Origin of the sequence: Streptomyces sp. NBC_01257, from assembly GCF_035917255.1 — a bacterium.
Lineage (GTDB): Bacteria > Actinomycetota > Actinomycetes > Streptomycetales > Streptomycetaceae > Streptomyces.
In genome coordinates, this window is record NZ_CP108472.1 from 3,282,994 (window position 1) to 3,303,377 (window position 20,384).

Sequence of the window (20,384 nt, forward strand, 5' to 3'; positions counted from 1 at the left end):
AAATCGCCCCGGACACCGCGCTCTGTGCGAAAGCGCGGCAGTCGGGGCGAAGGCAACCGGCTGTCAGGGCCGGGGTGGTGCGGGGGTGACCGGAGCTCAGCGGCCCTCGACCGGGACGAAGTCGCGCAGGACCTCGCCGGTGTAGATCTGGCGCGGGCGGCCGATGCGGGAACCCGGCTCCTTGATCATCTCGTGCCACTGGGCGATCCAGCCCGGCAGACGGCCGATCGCGAAGAGCACGGTGAACATCTCGCTCGGGAAGCCCATGGCCCGGTAGATCAGACCGGTGTAGAAGTCCACGTTGGGGTAGAGGTTGCGCGAGACGAAGTACTCGTCGGAGAGCGCGTGCTCCTCCAGCTTGAGCGCGATGTCGAGCAGCTCGTCGGACTTGCCGAGCGAGGACAGCACATCGTGGGCCGCGGCCTTGATGATCTTGGCGCGCGGGTCGAAGGACTTGTACACCCGGTGGCCGAAGCCCATCAGGCGGACGCCGTCCTCCTTGTTCTTCACCTTCTGGATGAAGGAGTCGACGTCGCCGCCGTTGGCCTGGATGCTCTCCAGCATCTCCAGCACCGACTGGTTGGCGCCACCGTGCAGGGGGCCCCACAGCGCCGAGATGCCGGCGGAGATCGAGGCGAACATGTTCGCCTGCGAGGAGCCGACCAGACGCACGGTGGAGGTCGAACAGTTCTGCTCGTGGTCCGCGTGCAGGATGAGCAGCTTCTCCAGCGCCGAGACGACGACCGGGTCCGGCACGTACTCCTGGGCGGGGACCGAGAAGGTCATCCGCAGGAAGTTCTCGACGTAGCCGAGGTCGTTGCGCGGGTAGACGAACGGGTGACCGATCGACTTCTTGTACGCGTACGCCGCGATGGTCGGCAGCTTGGCCAGCAGCCGGATCGTCGAGAGGTGACGCTGCTCCTCGTCGAACGGGTTGTGGCTGTCCTGGTAGAACGTGGACAGCGCGCTGACGACCGAGGACAGCATGGCCATCGGGTGGGCGTCGCGCGGGAAGCCGTCGAAGAACCGCTTGACGTCCTCGTGCAGCAGCGTGTGCTGGGTGATCTCGTTCTTGAAGGCCGACAGCTCGTCGACCTTCGGAAGCTCACCGTTGATGAGCGTGTACGCGACCTCAAGGAACGTCGACTGCTCGGCGAGCTGCTCGATGGGGTAGCCGCGGTACCGCAGGATGCCCTGCTCGCCATCGAGGTAGGTGATGGCCGATTTATAGGCAGCGGTGTTGCCGTATCCGCTGTCCAGCGTCACCAGGCCGGTGTTCGCCCGGAGCTTCCCGATGTCGAAGCCCTTGTCGCCGACGGTGCTGTCGATCACCGGGTAGGTGTACTCGTCATCGCCGTACCGCAGTACTACAGCGTTGTTGGTGTGCTCGCTCACGTCATCCCTCACCGACGTAGTGCCTCTTCTTCGAGGTTCCCTGACTGTCTCCACCCTCCCCCATTTGGCTCAGGAGAGTGCACTCGGGGTCGTCCATTGGACCTACTCGCGGCACTGAGTGCCGCGAACTTATTCATCCTGCCCCCTTGACTGCGGTTGCGGAAGACCTCCGTGATGTTTCCCACCGATTTGATCGATCATTTTTTCCGAGGATCCTCCTTCCGCGCCTCCTCGCAGCCGGTAATCCAGCGCCGTACAGCGTCTGCCTGCGGAAACCGTACGGACCGCCTGGCCGATCGCCTGCCGGGAGCCGACCAGTACGACGAGTTTCTTGGCCCTCGTCACGGCGGTGTACAGGAGGTTCCGCTGGAGCATCATCCAGGCGCTCTTCGTCACGGGGATGACGACGGCCGGGTACTCGCTGCCCTGGGAGCGATGGATCGTCATGGCGTACGCGTGGGACAGCTCGTCGAGCTCGTCGAAGTCGTAGGAGATCTCCTCGTCCTCGTCCGTCAGCACGCTCAGCTTCTGTTCGTCCAGGTCAAGGGCGGTGACGACACCGACGGTCCCGTTGAAGACGCCGTTCTCGCCCTTGTCGTAGTTGTTGCGGATCTGGGTGACCTTGTCGCCGACGCGGAACACCCGGCCGCCGAACCGCTTCTCCGGCAGACCGGGGCGGGCCGGGGTGATGGCCTGCTGGAGCAGCCCGTTGAGATGGCCGGCCCCGGCGGGGCCGCGGTGCATCGGGGCGAGCACCTGTACGTCCCGGCGCGGGTTCAGCCCGAACTTGGCCGGAATACGGCGGGCCGCGACGTCCACCGCGAGCACGCCCGCGTCCTCCGTCTCGTCCTCCACGAAGAGGAAGAAGTCGCTGAGCCCCTGGGTGAGGGGCGGCACGCCGGAGTTGATCCGGTGGGCGTTGGTGACGACGCCGGACTGCTGGGCCTGGCGGAAGATGGTGGTCAGCCGGACCGCGGGGACGGGGCCGCCGTCGGCGAGCAGGTCCCGCAGCACCTCGCCCGCGCCGACCGAGGGCAGCTGGTCCACATCGCCCACGAGCAGCAGGTGTGCACCGGGTGCCACGGCCTTGACCAGCTTGTTGGCGAGCAGCAGATCGAGCATGGACGCCTCGTCGACGACGACGAGATCGGCGTCGAGCGGGCGGTCCCGGTCGTACGCGGCGTCCCCGCCCGGCTTGAGCTCCAGCAGCCGGTGCACGGTGGAGGCCTCGGCCCCGGTGAGCTCGGAGAGCCGTTTCGCGGCCCGCCCGGTGGGGGCGGCCAGCACCACCTTCGCCTTCTTGGCACGGGCCAGCTCCACGATGGACCGGACGGTGAACGACTTCCCGCAGCCGGGCCCACCGGTCAGCACGGCCACCTTCCGGCTGAGCGCGAGCCGCACGGCGGCCTCCTGCTCGGGCGCCAGCTTCGCGCCCGTCCGCCCCGCGAGCCACTTCAGCGCGGCGTCCCAGTCCACGTCCCCGAAGGCCGGCATCCGCTCCTCCGGCGTCCGCAGCAGCCGCCGGACCTGGGCGGCCAGGGCGATCTCCGCCCGGTGGAAGGGCACCAGATAGACGGCCGTGACCGGCTCACCGCCCTCGGGCGAGGGCACCTTCTCCCGTACGACGCCCTCCGGCTCCGCGGCGAGCTCGGCCAGGCACTCGATGACGAGCCCGGTGTCGACCTGGAGCAGCTTCACCGCGTCCGCGATCAGCCGCTCCTCGGGCAGGAAGCAGTGCCCCTGGTCGCTGGACTGCGACAGCGCGTACTGCAGCCCGGCCTTGACCCGCTCGGGGCTGTCGTGCGGAATGCCGACGGCCTGGGCGATCCGGTCCGCGGTGAGGAAGCCGATGCCCCAGACGTCGGCGGCCAGCCGGTAGGGCTGGTTCTTCACGACGGAGATGGAGGCGTCCTCGTACTTCTTGTAGATACGGACGGCGATGGAGGTCGAGACGCCGACGCTCTGGAGGAAGATCATGACCTCCTTGATCGCCTTCTGTTCCTCCCAGGCGGCGGCGATCATCTTCGTCCGCTTCGGCCCGAGCCCCGGCACCTCGACGAGGCGCTTCGGCTCGCGCTCGATGATGTCCAGGGTGTCCACGCCGAAGTGGGTGGTGATCCGGTCGGCCATGACCGGCCCGATGCCCTTGATCAGCCCGGAGCCGAGGTAGCGGCGGATGCCCTGGATGGTGGCGGGGAGGATCGTCGTGTAGTTCTCGACGGTGAACTGCTTGCCGTACTGGGAGTGCGAGCCCCAACGCCCCTCCATCCGCAGCGACTCCCCCGGCTGCGCACCGAGCAGCGACCCCACGACGGTGAGCAGGTCATTGCTCCCGCGGCCGGTGTCGACGCGCGCGACCGTGTACCCGTTCTCCTCGTTGGCGTACGTGATGCGCTCGAGTACGCCTTCCAGGACGGCCATGTTCGGCGTGGACGATGTCGCGGAGGACGTCGTGGAGGACCTGGTGGACATGGGTGCGACGGTACCGGGCGACACCGACAGGGCGTGGGTCACCATGAAGACTCACTGGTACCATGAGTGGTACCAGTGAGTCACGGCAGGAAGAGGTTCGTCATGTCGATAACGGCCAGCGAAGCCCGGAAGCACCTCTTTCCGCTGATCGAGAAGGTCAACGAGGATCACGCCCCCGTACACATCACTTCCCGCAAGGGGAACGCGGTCCTCATGTCGGAGGAGGACTTCGCCTCCTGGCAGGAGACGATCTACCTGATGCGCTCGCCGGCCAACGCCCGCCGGCTCCTGGAGTCCATCGCAGAGGTCGAAGCCGGCCGGACGGAGCACCACGAGCTGGTGGACCTCCCGGATGGCGAGGACGCCGAGGGCGCCGAATGAAGCTCACGTTCAGCTTGCGTGGGTGGGCCGACTACACCTTCTGGTCGGAGAGCGGCCGCCGCATGACACGTCGCATCAACCGGCTCATCACCGACACCCTGCGCGACCCCTTCGACGGCATCGGAAAACCCGAGCCCCTGCGAGGCGACCTCAGCGGCTACTGGTCGAGGCGCATCGATGACGAACACCGCCTGGTGTACAGAGCCACCGAGTCCGAACTCGTCATCGTGCAGGCCCGATACCACTACAGCTGACCCTGGGCCTTCGATTGGGCCGGGCCGTCCCGGCTCCCCGGTCGCTGTCCCGGCGACCCCTGCGGTCAGCCCGCCACCGCGGTGAGGGAGCGGTGGTGTTTCGGGGTCTCGATCTCGTCGACCAGCGCGACCGCCAGGTCCGCGTAGGAGAAGGTCGGGGCACCGTCGGCCATCACCTGCGCGCCGCCCGTGCGGTAGTGACCGGTCCGCGGGGCCTCGTCGTCCAGCATCACGGGCGGCGGGGCGATGACGAGCCAGTCGATGTCCGTCACGCCGGCGCGGAGCACGTCGAGTTCGGCGGAGTGCCCGAGCGAGAAGGCCCGCGCCTCCGCCGGGAAGCCGGGAGCGTCGTGGACGGCCACGCCGGGCGCGGTCTCCAGTACGGACCCGATCCCGATCAGCACCAGCCGGCCGACGCCCGCCCGGGCCAGACCGTCGAGCAGGGCATGCGCCGCGCCCACGTAGAAGTCCCGCGACGGCACGTCCATCCGGCCCGCCGCACTGATCGCGGCGTCGTGCCCGGCGGCGGCCTCCGCGACACTGTCCGCCCGGGTGACGTCACCGGCGACGACGCTGACCCCGTCACCGGCCGGCCCCTTGTACGCCGCCACGTCCCGCACCACGGCCGTGACCTCGTGCCCCCGCGCGACGGCCTCCGCGACCGCCCGCCGCCCGGCCCGTCCGTTGGCTCCGAAGACGATGATCCTGCTGCTCATGGGGTTCCCCTCGCCAAGGCCCGCGGACCGCCGGCCGATGCAGCGGACGCTAGCGGCGCACCCCATGGTTTCCGCAACGATAGTTACGTACGCTCGGCAGGGTGAGCCAACCACTTGATCCCGAAATGTTCACGGGCTGCTCCCACGTCACCTCGCCGTTCCGGATCGGCGGCAAATGGACCCCGAAGATCATCAGGTGCCTGGAGACCGGCCCCCGGCGCTTCTCCGAACTGGAGGTCCCGCTGAGCGGCATCACCCCGAAGGTGCTGACCGAGACCCTCCGCTCGATGGAACGGGACGGCCTGATCACCCGCACCGTCGGCGACGGCATCCCGCCCCGGGTCGACTACGAACTGAGCGCGCTCGGAAGGACGTTGCTCGGCCCGATGGCCGCGTGCTGTGCGTGGGCGGCGACGCATCTGCCGGAACTGGAGGGTGCGCGGGAGGCGTACGAGGGGTCGGCGTCGTGAGGGACTGGTGCGGGGCCACGCGTTCTCACCCCCGTTTGTAGTAGTAGCCGTCCCCGGCGGCGGGGCCGACGTTGTGCTGGATTCCGCTGCCGTTCAGGGTGAAGTAGGACGCGTCCAGGCTCGGGTGGCAGTAGCCGGCGTTGGCGCCCGTGAGTTTCGCCGCGCTGACGTTGATCCGGCTGCCGCCGTCGGCCTTGGAGACCACCTGGGCCACGTACGGGCAGGTGGCGTACGGGCGGTCGGACAGGCGCACCGTGCCCGTCGAGGAGATCGTGATCGTGCCCGGCTCACCGACGTTGTACGGCTCGCCGTACTTCCAGGTGCCGACGAACGAGGACGGCACCTGGCTCCCACCGGAGGAGCCGCCCGAGCCGCCCGACCCGCTCGTGGAACCTGAGGTTCCGGTGGAGCCCCCGCCTCCCGAAGCGGTCGTGGAACCCGAGGTGCCGGTTGAGCCCCCGGTGCTCGTGCCGCCGTCGGTCGACCCTCCGCCCGTCGTGCCGGCTCCCCCGGCGGACGTGCCTCCGTCGCCCGGGGAGCCTCCCGTGGCCGCCGCGTCCCTGCCGTTCGAGCCGTCCTTGCCGTCCTTGCCGTCGTCGGCCCCTTCTCCGCCCGGGTCACCCGCCTCCTGGGGGCTCTTGTCGCCGTTGGGGGACGGGCTGCCCGCCGCTGACGGCGGGAGTGTCGTGGGGTGGGCCGTCGCGGAGGCGGACGGCGGGGACGCGTGGGCGCCGCCGTCGCTGTCGCCGCCGAACGGTTGCAGCACCATCACCGTGCCGCCGCCCCCGGCCAGGACGAAGACCAGCGGGACGGACACGAGCAGACGGCGGCGGCGGCGCGCCTCCCGCTGTCCCTTCGGTGGTGTCACCTCGCCGGCGGGGACGATCGCCGGCGGCTGCGCCGCCGCCGGGCGCAGGGGGACCGTGCCCCGGTCGGCGGGCTCCTGGCGTACCGGGGCCGCCTCCGCGTCCAGCAGCCGTGCCGACTGCCGCGCCAGGTGGCTCACGACTCCGGCCGGCAGCCACGACGCGCCCGCCGGAGCCGAGTCCCGCTCGGCCAGCAGGTTGTCCACGGAAGGGCGTTCGGCGGCCGACTTCGTCAGGAGGCGGGTGATCAGGGCGCGCAGGCCCTCGTGACGGATGCCCTCCAGATCGGGTTCGGCCTCGACGATGTGGTACATCACCGCGTGCTGATTGCTCACCCCGTTGCCGAACGGGAGCCGGCCGGTGGCCGCGTACGTCAGGACGCAGCCGAGGGTGAACACGTCGCTCTTCGGGACCGCGCTCTCGCCGCGTATCTGCTCCGGGGCCATGAAACCCGGGGAGCCGATGACCATGCCCGTGCTGGTGAGGGCCTCGACCGAGGTCTCGGCCGCGCGGGCGATACCGAAGTCGATGACCTTGAGGCCCTCGACCGTGACCATGACGTTCGACGGCTTGAGGTCGCGGTGGACGATGCCCGCCGAGTGGATGTCCCTGAGCGCGCGCAACAGCCCGTCGGCGAGGGCGAGCACGGACTCGGCGGGGAGCGCACCGTGGCCGCGGACGATCTGTTCGAGGGACAGGCCGGGCACGTAACCCGTGGCCACCCAGGGGAACTCCTCCTCCGGGGCGGCGTCCAGCACGGGCGCGGTGTAGCGCTCCCCCACCCGCCGCGCCGCGTCGACCTCGCGCCGGAAGCGGGCCCTGAACTGCGGGTCCGCCACGTGCTCCGCGTGCACCACCTTCACCGCGACCGTGCGGCCGCCCTCGGAACGGGCGAGGTAGACCCGGCCCATGCCGCCCGCCCCGAGCCTGCCGAGCAGGAGGTAGGGGCCGATGCGGGCCGGGTCGGTCGCGGCCAGCGGTTTGATGCCGCCGTCGAGGTAGTCCTCGTTCTCCCCGTCGTCGCCGTGGTCGCCGTCGTGCACGCTGGTCATGGTCGAGCGCTCCCCGTGTGTCCCGCCCCCGCGGTCGCCCGGAGAGCATGTGGTCGCCCGAACTGAGCTCGTTGGCGGGCGACTTGATGCAACGGGTGTTCAGTGTGAGGCACTGGCCACACATATTGGAACTGCTTCTGGAAAAAGTTACGGAAGTCTCTTCTACGCTGGTCCCTGCGGAGCCGACGCAGAATGATCAACCGGATCCGGGAGCGAGGACGACATCATGAGCCCCAAGCAGCAACGCGGTGAGGCCACCGCCGCCCAGGTGCTCGACTGCGCGCTCGCCATCTACGCGGCCGAGGGCGAAGCCGGCCTCACGCTGGGGGCGATCACCTCGGCCAGCGGGGTCAGCACGGGCAGCATCTACCACCACTTCGGCAGCCTCCAGGGTGTGGTGGTCGCTCTCGGGCAGTCCTGTCTCGGGCGGCTTCTCGACGAGTTGGGGGCCGCGTTGCGGGAGGCGGGCGACGCCCGGGGCGGTGTGCTCGCCGTCGCGCGGGCCTATCTGCGCTTCGTACAGGCCAATCCCGACGCCTCACGGCTCATGCATTCCGCCACCGTGGACCGTGAGGTCACCAAGCACGTCCATCAGATCCGCCACGCCCAGGAGGCCCGCCTCGCCCCGCTCGCGGCCTGGCTGCACCACCACCAGGCAGCGGGCCGGCTCGCCGAACTGCCGCTGCCCGTGCTGGAATCCCTGATCCTCGGCCCGGTGACGGGCATCGCACGCCGCTGGCTCACCGTCGGCGACATCGACATCGAGGAGGCCGCGCGGACCGTCCCGGAGCGTGTCTGGCGCTCCGTCAGTCCGTGAGGTGGCGGTCGGTGAAAGCGAAACGGGGCCCGGTCTCCCGACCGGACCCCTCTCGCTCTCCCCCTCTGTCAGGGCTCCCCATCCCCCCGGATACCCCCCGGAAGCTCCCGACTACAGATACGACCCGGCAGAGCCCCGAAGGGTTGCGCTCCCGGGCAGACTTTTTTGCCCCGGAGGCCACATCGGTGGATACCGCCCGGTCACGGCGTCAGCAGGCGTGCTCCGCGTACCGGGCGGCGACCTCCGCCAGGACCTCCGCGCCGCCTCGGGCCCACAGCTCCTCGTTGAAGATCTCGACCTCGATCGGACCGTCGAAGCCGGTGGCCTCGACCGCCGTGCGGAAGGCGCGGAAGTCCACGCTGCCGTCGCCGAGTTGGCCGCGTCCCAGCAGCACGCCCGCCGGGAGCGGGGTGATCCAGTCGGCGAGCTGGAAGGAGTGGATGCGGCCGGCCGCGCCCGCCCGGGCGATCTGCGCGGGTGCCTGGTCGTCCCACCAGAGGTGGTACGTGTCGACGACCACGCCGACCCGCTCGGCCGGGAAGCGTTCCGCGATGTCCAGGGCCTGGGACAGGGTGGAGACCACGCAGCGGTCCGAGGCGAACATCGGGTGCAGGGGCTCGATGGCCAGGCGTACGTCGCGTTCGGCCGCGTAGGGAACCAGTTCGGCCAGCGCGTCCGCGATGCGTTCGCGGGCACCGTACAGGTCCTTGCTGCCCTCCGGCAGGCCGCCCGAGACCAGGACCAGCGTGTCCGTGGACAGGCCCGCCGCCTCGTCGAGTGCCGCACGGTTGTCGTCCAGGGCGCGGGCCCGCTCGGCCGGGTCGAGGGCCGTGAAGAAGCCGCCCCGGCACAGGCTGGTGACGGACAGGCCCGCGTCGGAGAGGAGGCGGGCCGTCGCCGCCACGCCGTACTCCTGGACCGGGGCCCGCCACAGGCCGACCTTGTCGATGCCCGCCTTCGCGCAGCCCTCGGCGAGCTCGGGCAGCGACCACTGCTTGATGGTCTCCTGGTTGACGGAGAGCCGGCCGTCACTCATCGGGTGCCTCCGTTGACCGTGAGAAGCGCGCGCATCCGTGATTCGGCCAGTTCCGGGTCGGGGAACAGGCCCAGGCGGTCCGCCAGTTCGTACGCCTTCGCCAGGTGCGGCAGCGAGCGGGCCGACTGCAGGCCGCCCACCATCGTGAAGTGCTCCTGGTGGCCGGCCAGCCAGGCGAGGAACACCACGCCCGTCTTGTAGTAGCGCGTCGGCGCCTGGAAGAGGTGGCGGGACAACTCGACCGTCGGGTCGAGGAGTTCGCGGAAACCCTTCGTGTCGCCCGTGTCCAGCACCCGTACCGCGTGCGCGGCCAGCGGGCCGAGCGGGTCGAAGATGCCGAGCAGGGCGTGGCTGAAGCCGCGGTCGTCGCCGGCGATCAGTTCGGGGTAGTTGAAGTCGTCGCCGGTGTAGCAGCGCACCCCGCTCGGCAGACGGCGGCGGACGTCGATCTCGCGCTCCGCGTCGAGGAGGGACATCTTGATGCCGTCGACCTTGTCGGGGTGTTCCGCGATGACCTGGAGGAAGGTGTCGGTCGCCGCGTCCAGGTCACTGGAGCCCCAGTAGCCCTCCAGCGCGGGGTCGAACATCGGGCCCAGCCAGTGCAGGACGACCGGTTCGGTGGCCTGGCGCAGCAGGTGGGCGTACGTCTCCAGGTAGTCCTGCGGGCCCTTCGCCGCGGCGGCGAGCGCGCGCGAGGCCATCAGGATGGCCTGGGCGCCGCTCTCCTCGACGAGGGCGAGCTGCTCCTCGTAGGCCGAGCGGACCTCGGCGAGCGTCGCCGGGCCGGCGGGGAGCTGGTCGGTGCCGACGCCGCAGGCGATCCGGCCGCCGACCGACTTCGCCTCGGCGGCCGAGCGGCGGATCAGCTCGGCGGCACCGGCCCAGTCCAGGCCCATGCCGCGCTGGGCGGTGTCCATCGCCTCGGCGACGCCCAGGCCGTGCGACCACAGGTGGCGGCGGAAGGCGAGGGTGGCGTCCCAGTCGACGGCGGCCGGGGAGTCCGGGCTGATGTCGGCGTACGGGTCCGCGACGACGTGCGCGGCGGAGAAGACCGTACGGGAGGCCAGGGGCGCCCGGCCGGGTGCGAGGTCGAGCGGGGTGCTGCGGGGCTCGTACGGGCCCTGCGGGAGGTGGATGGTCATGTGGTCAACTCCGGTGTGCCCTGCGGGAGGTGCTTCGTCATGGGGTCCGCTCCGGTGCGGCCGGGGCGGGAAGCCGCGTCACAGGGTCAGCTCCGGGACGTCGAAGCGGCGGCCCTCGGCCGAGGACCTGAGGCCGAGTTCGGCGAGCTGGACGCCGCGCGCGCCGGCCATCAGGTCCCAGGTGTACGGCTCGTCGAGCACGATGTGGCGCAGGAACAGCTCCCACTGGGCCTTGAAGCCGTTGTCGAAGTCCGTGTTGTCGGGGACCTCCTGCCACTGGTCGCGGAACGACTCGGTGACCGGGAGGTCCGGGTTCCAGACCGGCTTGGGGGTCGCCGAGCGGTGCTGGACGCGGCAGTTGCGCAGACCCGCGACGGCGGAGCCGTGGGTGCCGTCGACCTGGAACTCGACGAGCTCGTCGCGGTTGACCCGGACCGTCCAGGAGGAGTTGATCTGGGCGACCGCGCCGCCCTCCAGCTGGAAGATGCCGTACGCGGCGTCGTCCGCGGTCGCGGCGTACGGCTTGCCGTGCTCGTCCCAGCGCTCGGGAATGTGCGTCTGGACGTGCGCCTGGACGGTGGAGACCCGGCCGAACAGCTCGTGGAGCACGTACTCCCAGTGCGGGAACATGTCGACGACGATGCCGCCGCCGTCCTCGGCCCGGTAGTTCCACGAGGGGCGCTGGGCCTCCTGCCAGTCGCCCTCGAAGACCCAGTAGCCGAACTCGCCGCGCACGGAGAGGATCTCGCCGAAGAAGCCGCCGTCGATGAGGCGCTTCAGCTTCAGCAGGCCCGGCAGGAAGATCTTGTCCTGGACGACGCCGTGCTTGATGCCCGCGTCGCGGGCGAGGCGGGCCAGGTCCAGGGCGCCCTCGACGTCCGTGGCGGTGGGCTTCTCGGTGTAGATGTGCTTGCCGGCCGCGATCGCCTTCTTGATCGCCTCGACGCGGGCCGAGGTGACCTGGGCGTCGAAGTAGATGTCGATGGTGTCGTCGGCGAGGACCGCGTCGAGGTCGGTCGACCACTCCGTCAGGCCGTGCCGCTCGGCGAGCTCCTCCAGCGCGTGGGCGCGGCGGCCGACCAGGACCGGCTCGGGCCACAGCACGTCGCCGTTGCCCAGGTCGAGGCCGCCCTGCTCGCGGATCGCGAGGACCGAGCGCACCAGGTGCTGCCGGTATCCCATGCGACCCGTGACGCCGTTCATGGCGATGCGCACTGTCCTGCGTGTCACGAAAGTTCCTCCATACAGCCGTAGCAAGCGCTTTCTATGCGGTATGACGCTAGCCTGCCGACAGCGGCCTGGACAAGAGGGGGCGCGCTGATTGGTTTGGTCCACTCACGGGTCCGCTCGCGGGTCCGCCCCCGGACCACTCCCCCGGCCCGTCCCTCGGGCCACTTCCCTCATCACTTCTCGGAGGATGCGATGACAGTCACCCTGGCGGACGTGGCGGCTCGCGCCCGGGTGTCCCCGGCCACCGTTTCCCGTGTGCTGAACGGCAACTACCCGGTGGCGGCGTCCACCCGGGAGCGGGTCCTGCGTGCGGTGGACGACCTGGACTACGTGCTCAACGGGCCCGCGAGTTCGCTCGCCGCTGCCACGTCCGACCTGATCGGGATCCTGGTCAACGACATCGCCGACCCGTTCTTCGGAATCATGGCGGGGGCGGCCCAGACGGAGATCGGCGGTCCGGGCGACGGCTCGGGCCGGGCGGGCGGCGAGAAACTCGCGATCGTCTGCAACACCGGCGGCACCCCGGAGCGCGAGCTCACCTATCTGACCCTGCTCCAGCGCCAGCGCGCCGCCGCGGTCGTCCTCACCGGCGGCGCGGTCGAGGACCCGGCCCACCAGGCCGCGGTGTCCGCGAAACTGGCCAAACTCGCGGACGCGGGCACCCGGGTCGTCCTGTGCGGGCGCCCTCCGCTGCCCGACAACGCCTCCGTGGTCGCCGCGCTGGCCTTCGACAACCGGGGCGGCGGCCGGCGGCTCACCGAGCACCTGCTCTCGCTGGGCCACCGCGGCATCGGCTATGTCGCGGGCCCGGTCGAACGCACCACGACCCGCCACCGACTGGAGGGCCACCGCGACGCGATGAAGGCCGTGGGGATCGTGGGCGACGAGGAGCGGCTGACCGTGCACGGCTCCTACGACCGGCGGTCCGGCTACGACGCCACGGTCGAACTCCTGCGCCGGGAACCGGAGATCACGGCCGTCGTCGCCGCGAACGACACGGTCGCGCTGGGCGCCGCCGCGGCGATCCGCGACCGCGGGCTGCGCATCCCCGAGGACATCTCGGTGGCGGGCTTCGACGATCTGCCGTTCTCGGTGGACGTGGTCCCCGCGCTGACGACCGTACGGCTGCCGCTCGTCGAGGCGGGGGCCCGGGCGGGCCGGCTGGCCACGGGCAAGGAGGCCCCGCCGCCCGGCGGCATCGCGACGATCGCGGCCGAGCTGATGGTGCGGGGGTCGACGGCGGCGCCGCGGGGGTGACGGCCCGCCCCCGGACGTGCCGCGGCGGTCCGTGCGTCGGGGCGCGAGGACCGGGTACGCGCCGGACGTGCCGCGGGCCGGTCACGCACCGGTCCTCGTATGCTGCGGCACGTACCGACGGAAGGACACGCACGTGAAGCTCGCTTTCTCCACCCTCGGGGTGCCGGGCCTGCCGATAACCGAGGTCGTCCGGCTGGCCGCCGAGCACGGCTACCAGGGGGTGGAGCTGCGCGCCCACCCCGAGGAGCCGGTGCACCCCGGCATCTCCCAGGCCGAACGGGCCGCCGTGGTCGATGAGTTCAAGCGCGGCGGGGTCGAGGTCCTGACCGTGGCCGGCTATGTCCGGGCCGCGGCCGAGGGCGACGACGAGCCCGTGCTGGAGGAGCTCGCCGGGCTGGTGAAGCTGGCCCACGACGTGGGGGCGCGCAACGTCCGGGTCTTTCCCGGCGGTGGCGACCAGGACCCCGCGAAGGCCGACGCGACCGCCGCCCGCCGGCTGGCCGCCGCCGCCCCGTACGCCGCCGACATGGGGGTGCGCATCCTGCTGGAGACCCATGACTCGCACCGCGCGGGAGCGGCCGTCGCCCGGGTGGTCGGCACGGTGGGGCACGGCAGCATCGGCGCGCTGTGGGACATCATGCACACCTGGCTGTCCGGCGAGGAGCCGGTGGCCAGCCATGCGGTGCTGGCCCCGCACCTCGGATACGTACAGGTGAAGGACATCGCCTCCACCGAGGACATCACGCCGGTGGCCCTGGGCGCGGGTGTGCTGCCGCTGCGGGAGTGCCTGGACACGCTGGACGCGGACAGCTGGGTCTGCTGGGAGTACGAGAAGCGCTGGCACCCGCAGGCGGCGGAGCTGCCGGAGCTGCTGGGCGCGGGGCGCGCACACCTGCTGCGGCTGGGTGCGCCCAAGCAGTAGAGCGGCCCGGGGGCCGGCCCTCAGGCGGGGGCCGGCTCCGGGGCGGGCACGCGGGTGCGCCGCGTCCCCGCGAGCGAGGTCAGCGCGACCCCGCCGACCAGCAGCGCCGCCGCGCACCACCGGAGCGGGCTCACCGGCTCATCCAGCAGCAGGGCCGCCGACGACATCCCGAAGACCGGGACGAGCAGGGTGAAGGGCGCCACGGACGACGCCGGGTAGCGGCTGAGCAGGAAACCCCAGGCCCCGAAGCCGAAGACCGTGACGGCCCACGCCACGTAGACGATGATTCCGACGCCGCTCCAGTCGAGCGCGGCGAGCGCCGCCCGGTCCCGGTCCCAGCCCTCGAAGAGGAGGGAGAGGCCGAGCAGGGGCAGGACGGGCACGGTCGAGACCCACACCATGAAGTTGAGGGCGTCGGGCGGGGCGGCCCGGCGGGTCAGGACGTTGGACACGCCCCAGCAGGCGGCCGCCGCGATCACCAGGACGAAGGCGAGCACCGGCCCGCTGGCACCCTCGTCGACGGCGGCCACCCCGATCCCGGCGAGCGCCACCGCCATCCCCGCCACCTTCACCCGCCCCGGGCGTTCGCCCAGCACGAGTGCGGCGAACAGTGCGGTGAAGACCGCCTGCACCTGGAGGACGAGCGACGAGAGACCGGCCCCCATCCCCCGGTCCATCCCGATGAACAGCAGCCCGAACTTCGCCACTCCCAGCGCCAGTCCCACCCCCGCGATCCACTTCCACGCGACCTTGGGCCGGCCGACGAAGAAGACCGCGGGCAGCGCCGCGACGAGGAAGCGCAGGGCCGAGAAGAGCAGCGGCGGGAAGTGGTCGAGGCCGACCTCGATGACGACGAAGTTGACACCCCAGAGGGCGGCGACCAGCGCGGCCAGGGCGATGTGGAGGGGACGCATGCACCGAGGATCGCGTGCGCGGACCATGTAGCACCAGCGCGGATTTCTTCATGGTGGAATTGAGCGACGCTAATGATTCCCAAGGCTCCCGGAGGCTCCGGTGCTCGATCTCGCCCGGCTGCGCGCCCTGCACGCCATCTCGGTCCACGGCTCGGTCGCGGGTGCCGCGGCCGCGCTCGGCTACACCCCGTCGGCGGTCTCGCAGCAGATCACCAAGCTGGAGCGGGAGACCCGCACGACGCTGCTGGAGCGCCGCGGGCGTGGGGTCGCGCTGACCGAGGAGGCCGTCCATCTGGCCACCGCGGCCCAGCAGTTGCTGGCGATCGTGGAGCACGCCGAGACCGCGCTGGAGGAGCGCAGGGGGCTGCCGACGGGGCGGCTGTCGATCGGCGCGTTCGCCTCGGCGGCGCGCGGGCTGCTGCCCGGGGTACTGGCGGAGCTGGACCGTGAACACCCGGACCTGGAGGTGCGGATGACGGAGGTCGACCCGCACCTCTCGGTCGATCTGGTCGCCAAGGGCGTGATCGACCTGGCCGTCGCCCACGACTGGGACATCGCCCCGCTGCCCGCCCCGGACGGTGTGGCGCAGGCGGTGATCGGGGAGGACCGGTGCGATCTGCTGGTGCCCGCGGACCACCGGCTGGCGGGCCGGGACGGGGTGCGGCGCGAGGAGCTGGCGAGGGAGCGGTGGATCTGCCAGCCGCCGGGGACGGTCTGCCACGACTGGCTCGTACGGACGCTGCGGACGGCGGGGTACGAGCCGGACATCCGCCACCAGGCCGAGGAGAACCACACCCAGCTCGCCCTGCTCGCCGCCGGTCTCGGGGTCGCGATGATGCCCCGGCTGGGCCGCGGACCGCTGCCGGAGGGGGTGGTGGCGGTGCGGATCGATCCCGTGCCGGTGCGGCGGCTGTACGCGCTGTGGCGGACGGAGGCGGCCCGCCGGCCGGCGATCACGGCGGCGGTCTCGGCGCTCCAGGCCCACGGGGCGGGTGCGGGGTTGCGCTAAGGGCTGTCCGCCGGTGCCGGGACGCGCGCAAAATGGTCCGCACCCTTGACCGGAAGTTATTTTCTGGATATCCGTGCTCCTTGGAAGTTTCTTTCACCACCCCCTCGTCACCGAGTACGGCCGAAGGAGCTCACGTGCACGACCGCACCTCCAGACGCACCCTCCTCACTGCCACCGCGGCCACCGCCGTCGCGGCGGCCGCGGGCATGGCAGCCGCCCCCGGCGCAGTCGCCGCCCAGAAGTCCGCACACAGCGGACACACCTCCGCCGCCACCACCAAACGGCTGAAGCGGCTCATCTCCCGGATGAGCCTGGAGGAGAAGGTCGGCCAGCTCTTCGTCATGCGGGTCTACGGGCACTCCGCCACCGAGCCCGACCAGGCGGACATCGACGCCAACCTCGCCGAGATCGGGGTGCGCACCGCCGCCGAGATGATCGCCAAGTACCACGTGGGCGGCATCATCTACTTCGCGTGGGCGCACAACACCCGTGACCCGCACCAGATCGCCGATCTCTCCAACGGCATCCAGCGGGCCGGCCTCGCGGGCCCCAGCTCCCTGCCGCTCCTGATCTCCACCGACCAGGAGCACGGCATCGTCTGCCGGGTGGGCGAGCCCGCCACGCTGATGCCGGGCGCGATGGCGCTGGGCGCGGGCGGTTCGCGTTCCGACGCCCGCCGGGCCGGGCAGATCGCGGGCGCCGAGCTGGCCGCGATCGGCATCTGCCAGAACTACGCCCCGGACGCGGACGTCAACGTCAACCCGGCCAACCCGGTGATCGGCGTGCGGTCCTTCGGCTCCGACCCGCAGTCCGTCGCCGGGATGGTCGCCGCGCAGGTCAAGGGGTACCAGAGCGCGGGGATCGCCTCCACGGCCAAGCACTTCCCGGGCCACGGCGACACCAGCACCGACAGCCACACCGGGCTGCCGGTGATCACCCACACCCGCGAGCAGTGGGCCGAGCTGGACGAGCCGCCGTTCCGGGCGGCGATCGCCGCGGGCATCGACTCGATCATGACGGCGCACATCGTGGTGCCCGCGCTCGACCCGGCCGAGGACCCGGCGACCCTGTCCAGGCCCATCCTCACCGGCATCCTGCGCGAGGAGCTCGGCTACGACGGCGTCGTGGTCACCGACTCGCTCGGCATGGAGGGGGTGCGGACGAAGTACGGCGACGAGCGGGTGCCGGTCCTGGCCCTGCAGGCGGGCGTCGACCAGCTGCTCAACCCGCCCAGCCTGGAGGTGTCCTGGAACGCCCTGCTGGCGGCCGTGAAGAACGGTGAGGTCAGTGAGGACCGGCTCGACGAATCGATCCTGCGCATCCTGCGGCTGAAGACGAAGCTGGGGCTGTTCGACGACCCGTTCGTCAGCCACCGGGGCGTGGACCGGACCGTCGGCACCCGCTCGCACCTCGCCGAGGCCGACCGGATCGCGGAGCACACCACCACCCTGCTGGCCAACACCGGTGCGCTGCTGCCGCTGTCGCGCCGCTCGCACCGGAACCTGCTGGTGGTGGGGGCCGACCCGGCCTCCCCCTCGGGCACGACGGGGCCGCCGACCACCACACTGGCCGGGGCGTTCAACGAGCTGGGGTACGCGGCCACGGCCCTGTCCACCGGCACCACCCCGACCAAGGCGAACATCGACGCGGCGGTGGCGGCCGCGCAGGGCAAGGACGCGGTGGTCGTGGGGACGTACAACGTCACGGCGACCAGTTCGCAGCGGACCCTGGTGAGCGCGCTGGCCGCGACCGGTGTCCCGGTGATCACGGTCGCGATCCGCAATCCGTACGACATCGCCCAGCTGGCCGGGACCGGCCACGCGGCGAGCCTGGCCACGTACTCCTGGACCGATGTAGAACTGCGGGCGGCCGCCCGGGTGATCGCGGGCCGGGCCGAGCCGGAGGGCACGCTGCCGGTGCCGGTGCAGCGCGCGGACGATCCCGCGCAGGTGCTGCACCCGGTGGGCTACGGGCTGACGTACTAGAGGAGGAAGGTCCGCACCGGCGGCCGGCCCGTGGGGGCGGCCGCCGGCGCGGGACTGCCGTTACGGGCGCCTGGTGCCGAGGCGGTGCTCGGTCGTCAGGTCCTTCTTGTCGAGCCGCGCGTCGAACTTCGCGAGCGGCTTCGCCTTCGCCGGGTCCGCCTGGACGGCGGCCGGGGCGACGCCCGCCCAGCGCAGGATGGCCGCGGTGGCGGTGGCGTTCTCGGCCGGGGCCAGTCCGGCGACGTTCGAGCCGTGGTTGCCGCCCGGCACCGTGAAGACGTAGCTGTCACGGGCGCCCGCGCCGAGCCGGAAGCGCTCCGCGCCCCACGGGTCGTTCTGCCCGTAGACGTACAGCATGTGGCTGGCGTGGTGCTTCACCCAGGTGTCGACGTCACGCATCACCGAGGGCTGGAACCTCATCGGGATGGAGCGCGGCACGAAGTTGCGCGGCGGCTGGTAGCCGTACCGGCTCAGCTTGCCGAGCCAGGGCTGCTTGATGTCGGGCGAGCCGAGCTGGGTGCCCGCCTGGTAGTAGTACGGCGTGTAGTTCGCCAGGCCCTGGTCCGCGTAGGCGGAGAAGCCGGAGATCGAGTCGATCGAGTCCCAGATCGCCTGGTCGGGGGCGTTCTTGGCGTCGGCGGGGATGGAGTCGCAGTCGGCGAGCAGGCTGTACTGCCAGTACGCCCAGACGTAGTCCATGACGACGGCCTCGTAGGCCTTGTCGAGGGTGCCGACGGTGCTGAAGGTGTAGCCGTTGTCGGCGGCGTACTGCGCGTACTTCTTCTCCAGCGGCTCCCGGCGCACCAGCGCCTCGCGCTGCACGCCGTTCAGCCTGTCGCGGCATTCCTTCGTGCCGACGTTGGCGAAGAAGCGGTCGTACGCCGAATCCTCCTTGTTGACCACGTCGTTGGGCGCGACGTAGGCGACGACGCCGTCCATGTCCTTCGGGTAGAAGCGCTCGAAGTAGGTGGCCGTCATGCCGCCCTTGGAACCGCCGGTGGTCAGCCAGTTCTTGGAGTAGATCCTCTTCAGCGCGGTGAAGACCCGGTGCTGGTCACTGGCGGCCTGCCAGATGTCGAGCTTGGACCAGTCGGCGGGCGAGGGACGCGACGGGGTGAAGAACCGGTACTCCAGCGAGACCTGGTTGCCGTCGACGATCCGGGTCGGCTCCGAGCGGCTGGGGCTGGTGGAGACGTTGTAGCCGCCGGTGTAGAAGACCGTGGGGCGGGAGGTGTCCTTGTGCAGCAGGGTGATGCGCTGCTGGAACGTTCCCTTGGACGGGTGCCGGTGGTCGATCGGCTGGGTGTAGTTGAGGACGAAGTAGCGGTATCCCGCGTAGGGCTTCTCCTCGATGAGACTCATTCCCGGGATGGCCAGGATGCGGTCCTTGATGTCCGTGCTCGTACCGCTGTCGCTGACGGCGGGACGGATCGTGGCCGGCTCCGCGGCGGTGGCCGCACCGGCCGAAGCGCCCGTCGCACTCACTGTGCCGATGAGCACCGCGAGCGACAGGAACCCTCTGAGCGCCTTACGCATGCACCCTCCCCTTGATTCACAACAGACCTCGTGAACCTAGCGGGGCAACACCAGGACCACCAGACCCCGTTGCGGGGCGGGCGGGTACGTCACCCGGTCAGCACAGGATCCAGCCCGTGCTCACCGTCCTTCCCGCGATGGTGCCCGAGACCCGGACGCACCGGTTCAGCGCGTGGACGGTCACCGGTCCCGCCTGCCGGGTGAAGCTGCCGCTGTCCGCCACGGGGCGGCCGCCGCGCGGCTGGATCTGTACGGACATCCGGCGGCGCGAGCCGGGCTTGGCGGCGACGGCGGTGGCGCAGGCGTAGGAGCGGGTGCGGTAGACGCGCAGCTCCCCCGTCGCGAACTTCACCGTCTTCGCGGGCCGCCCCGCGCAGACCGACGCGGCATCGGCGCGGCCCGCCTCCACCCCGCCGACGACGAGCCCGAGGGCGGTCGTCAGCGCCAGGGCGAGCAGACGGTACGGGGCTCCGCGTCCCGTACGCCCACCGTGTCTCTCGGTCCCTCTGGTCACCGGCAACTCCATCGCCTTGTCGAACACGCGCACACCTACCCGACACATGAGCGCATACGCGCATGTGTGCCTATGACGCGGGGGCGGCCTTTGGCGGTTGCGGTTGCCCCGGACCGGGCGGGGGTTCCGTCCTCAATCGCCGGACGGGCTCGGTGTGGGTGCGGGTTCCCCGTGGGACGCGGCGGGTGCGGGGTGGGGCGGTGCCCCTCCGGGGCGTCTCCTCAGAAAATGGCGTGGCGACCGGGCACGTTGCGGGGGCCGGGTAGTACGCCATTTCCCTGCGGGGACTCCCCTGCACGGCCCCACCCGACGCAGCCGAGCGTCTGCAGGCCGGTGGCACCACCGGTGAGAACGCGTGGGTGCGGGCGCACGACGGGCAGGGGCACCCCGCGCGTGGCGCGGCGCCCGCAGCCCCG

General features: G+C 71.3%; 18 protein-coding genes. 8 read left to right on the forward strand and 10 right to left on the reverse strand.

Going from position 1 to position 20,384, the window contains the following annotated elements:
- Positions 1 to 96: 96 nt before the first annotated feature.
- Both OG408_RS13890 and recD2 read right to left on the reverse strand, forming a co-directional pair.
- On the reverse strand, positions 97 to 1,395 hold the full coding sequence (locus OG408_RS13890; RefSeq protein WP_266778940.1) for a citrate synthase: 1,299 nt from the start codon (positions 1,393 to 1,395) through the stop codon (positions 97 to 99).
- A 129-nt stretch (positions 1,396 to 1,524) separates the two neighbouring features.
- Positions 1,525 to 3,867 carry an SF1B family DNA helicase RecD2 gene (gene recD2, locus OG408_RS13895; protein WP_326670102.1) on the reverse strand — a complete coding sequence of 781 codons (2,343 nt, stop codon included), beginning with the start codon at positions 3,865 to 3,867 and terminating at the stop codon, positions 1,525 to 1,527.
- Positions 3,868 to 3,969: 102 nt separating this feature from the next.
- On the opposite strand from recD2, the gene OG408_RS13900 reads away from it, so the two are divergent.
- Complete coding sequence (locus OG408_RS13900; protein WP_266778944.1) at positions 3,970 to 4,248, forward strand: type II toxin-antitoxin system Phd/YefM family antitoxin; 279 nt, start codon at positions 3,970 to 3,972, stop codon at positions 4,246 to 4,248.
- Positions 4,245 to 4,502, forward strand: coding sequence for a Txe/YoeB family addiction module toxin (locus OG408_RS13905; RefSeq protein ID WP_266778946.1), 258 nt, complete (start codon positions 4,245 to 4,247; stop codon positions 4,500 to 4,502). The genes OG408_RS13900 and OG408_RS13905 overlap by 4 nt, the downstream gene beginning before the upstream one ends.
- 65 nt (positions 4,503 to 4,567) lie before the next feature.
- Here OG408_RS13905 and OG408_RS13910 read toward each other — a convergent pair whose 3' ends face one another.
- The gene (locus OG408_RS13910) at positions 4,568 to 5,218 is read right to left on the reverse strand and encodes an NAD(P)-dependent oxidoreductase (protein WP_326670105.1); all 651 of its coding nucleotides are present in this window, start codon (positions 5,216 to 5,218) and stop codon (positions 4,568 to 4,570) included.
- A gap of 125 nt (positions 5,219 to 5,343) precedes the next feature.
- Between OG408_RS13910 and OG408_RS13915 the strand changes: the two genes are divergently transcribed.
- Positions 5,344 to 5,688, forward strand: a complete 345-nt coding sequence (locus OG408_RS13915; RefSeq protein ID WP_266786169.1) for a winged helix-turn-helix transcriptional regulator — start codon at positions 5,344 to 5,346, stop codon at positions 5,686 to 5,688.
- 25 nt (positions 5,689 to 5,713) lie between these two features.
- Here OG408_RS13915 and OG408_RS13920 read toward each other — a convergent pair whose 3' ends face one another.
- Entirely contained in the window at positions 5,714 to 7,606 is a 1,893-nt protein-coding gene (locus OG408_RS13920) for a serine/threonine-protein kinase (RefSeq protein ID WP_326670109.1), read from the reverse strand.
- A 226-nt stretch (positions 7,607 to 7,832) separates the two neighbouring features.
- Here OG408_RS13920 and OG408_RS13925 point away from each other — a divergent pair, with 226 nt between their 5' ends.
- Positions 7,833 to 8,423, forward strand: coding sequence for a TetR/AcrR family transcriptional regulator (locus OG408_RS13925; RefSeq protein WP_326670111.1), 591 nt, complete (start codon positions 7,833 to 7,835; stop codon positions 8,421 to 8,423).
- 208 nt (positions 8,424 to 8,631) lie between these two features.
- Here OG408_RS13925 and OG408_RS13930 read toward each other — a convergent pair whose 3' ends face one another.
- The 3 genes from OG408_RS13930 to OG408_RS13940 all read right to left on the reverse strand — a co-directional run bounded on the left by OG408_RS13930 (position 8,632) and on the right by OG408_RS13940 (position 11,831).
- The gene (locus tag OG408_RS13930) at positions 8,632 to 9,459 is read right to left on the reverse strand and encodes a sugar phosphate isomerase/epimerase family protein (protein ID WP_326670112.1); all 828 of its coding nucleotides are present in this window, start codon (positions 9,457 to 9,459) and stop codon (positions 8,632 to 8,634) included.
- Positions 9,456 to 10,601: a dihydrodipicolinate synthase family protein gene (locus tag OG408_RS13935; RefSeq protein ID WP_266778956.1), complete on the reverse strand. Its 1,146-nt coding sequence runs from the start codon at positions 10,599 to 10,601 to the stop codon at positions 9,456 to 9,458. Before OG408_RS13935 ends, OG408_RS13930 begins: the two co-directional genes overlap by 4 nt.
- 78 nt (positions 10,602 to 10,679) lie before the next feature.
- Positions 10,680 to 11,831 carry a Gfo/Idh/MocA family protein gene (locus OG408_RS13940; RefSeq protein WP_266778958.1) on the reverse strand — a complete coding sequence of 384 codons (1,152 nt, stop codon included), beginning with the start codon at positions 11,829 to 11,831 and terminating at the stop codon, positions 10,680 to 10,682.
- A 192-nt stretch (positions 11,832 to 12,023) separates the two neighbouring features.
- Here OG408_RS13940 and OG408_RS13945 point away from each other — a divergent pair, with 192 nt between their 5' ends.
- Together OG408_RS13945 and OG408_RS13950 are read left to right on the forward strand one after the other, a co-directional pair.
- The gene (locus OG408_RS13945; RefSeq protein ID WP_326670115.1) at positions 12,024 to 13,088 is read left to right on the forward strand and encodes a LacI family DNA-binding transcriptional regulator; all 1,065 of its coding nucleotides are present in this window, start codon (positions 12,024 to 12,026) and stop codon (positions 13,086 to 13,088) included.
- A gap of 133 nt (positions 13,089 to 13,221) precedes the next feature.
- Positions 13,222 to 14,010, forward strand: a complete 789-nt coding sequence (locus OG408_RS13950) for a sugar phosphate isomerase/epimerase family protein (protein ID WP_266778962.1) — start codon at positions 13,222 to 13,224, stop codon at positions 14,008 to 14,010.
- Between the two features lie 20 nt (positions 14,011 to 14,030).
- Here the strand turns inward: OG408_RS13950 and OG408_RS13955 are convergent, their stop codons facing one another.
- Positions 14,031 to 14,924 (reverse strand): EamA family transporter, encoded by an 894-nt coding sequence (locus OG408_RS13955; RefSeq protein ID WP_285563657.1) that lies wholly within the window; start codon positions 14,922 to 14,924, stop codon positions 14,031 to 14,033.
- 100 nt (positions 14,925 to 15,024) lie between these two features.
- Here OG408_RS13955 and OG408_RS13960 point away from each other — a divergent pair, with 100 nt between their 5' ends.
- Complete coding sequence (locus OG408_RS13960; RefSeq protein WP_266778966.1) at positions 15,025 to 15,933, forward strand: LysR family transcriptional regulator; 909 nt, start codon at positions 15,025 to 15,027, stop codon at positions 15,931 to 15,933.
- Positions 15,934 to 16,067: 134 nt separating this feature from the next.
- Positions 16,068 to 17,918, forward strand: a complete 1,851-nt coding sequence (locus OG408_RS13965) for a glycoside hydrolase family 3 protein (RefSeq protein WP_326670117.1) — start codon at positions 16,068 to 16,070, stop codon at positions 17,916 to 17,918.
- A 60-nt stretch (positions 17,919 to 17,978) separates the two neighbouring features.
- Here OG408_RS13965 and OG408_RS13970 read toward each other — a convergent pair whose 3' ends face one another.
- Positions 17,979 to 19,454 (reverse strand): S28 family serine protease, encoded by a 1,476-nt coding sequence (locus tag OG408_RS13970; protein ID WP_266778970.1) that lies wholly within the window; start codon positions 19,452 to 19,454, stop codon positions 17,979 to 17,981.
- A gap of 97 nt (positions 19,455 to 19,551) precedes the next feature.
- Positions 19,552 to 19,968, reverse strand: coding sequence for a hypothetical protein (locus OG408_RS13975; protein WP_326670119.1), 417 nt, complete (start codon positions 19,966 to 19,968; stop codon positions 19,552 to 19,554).
- Positions 19,969 to 20,384: the final 416 nt, after the last annotated feature.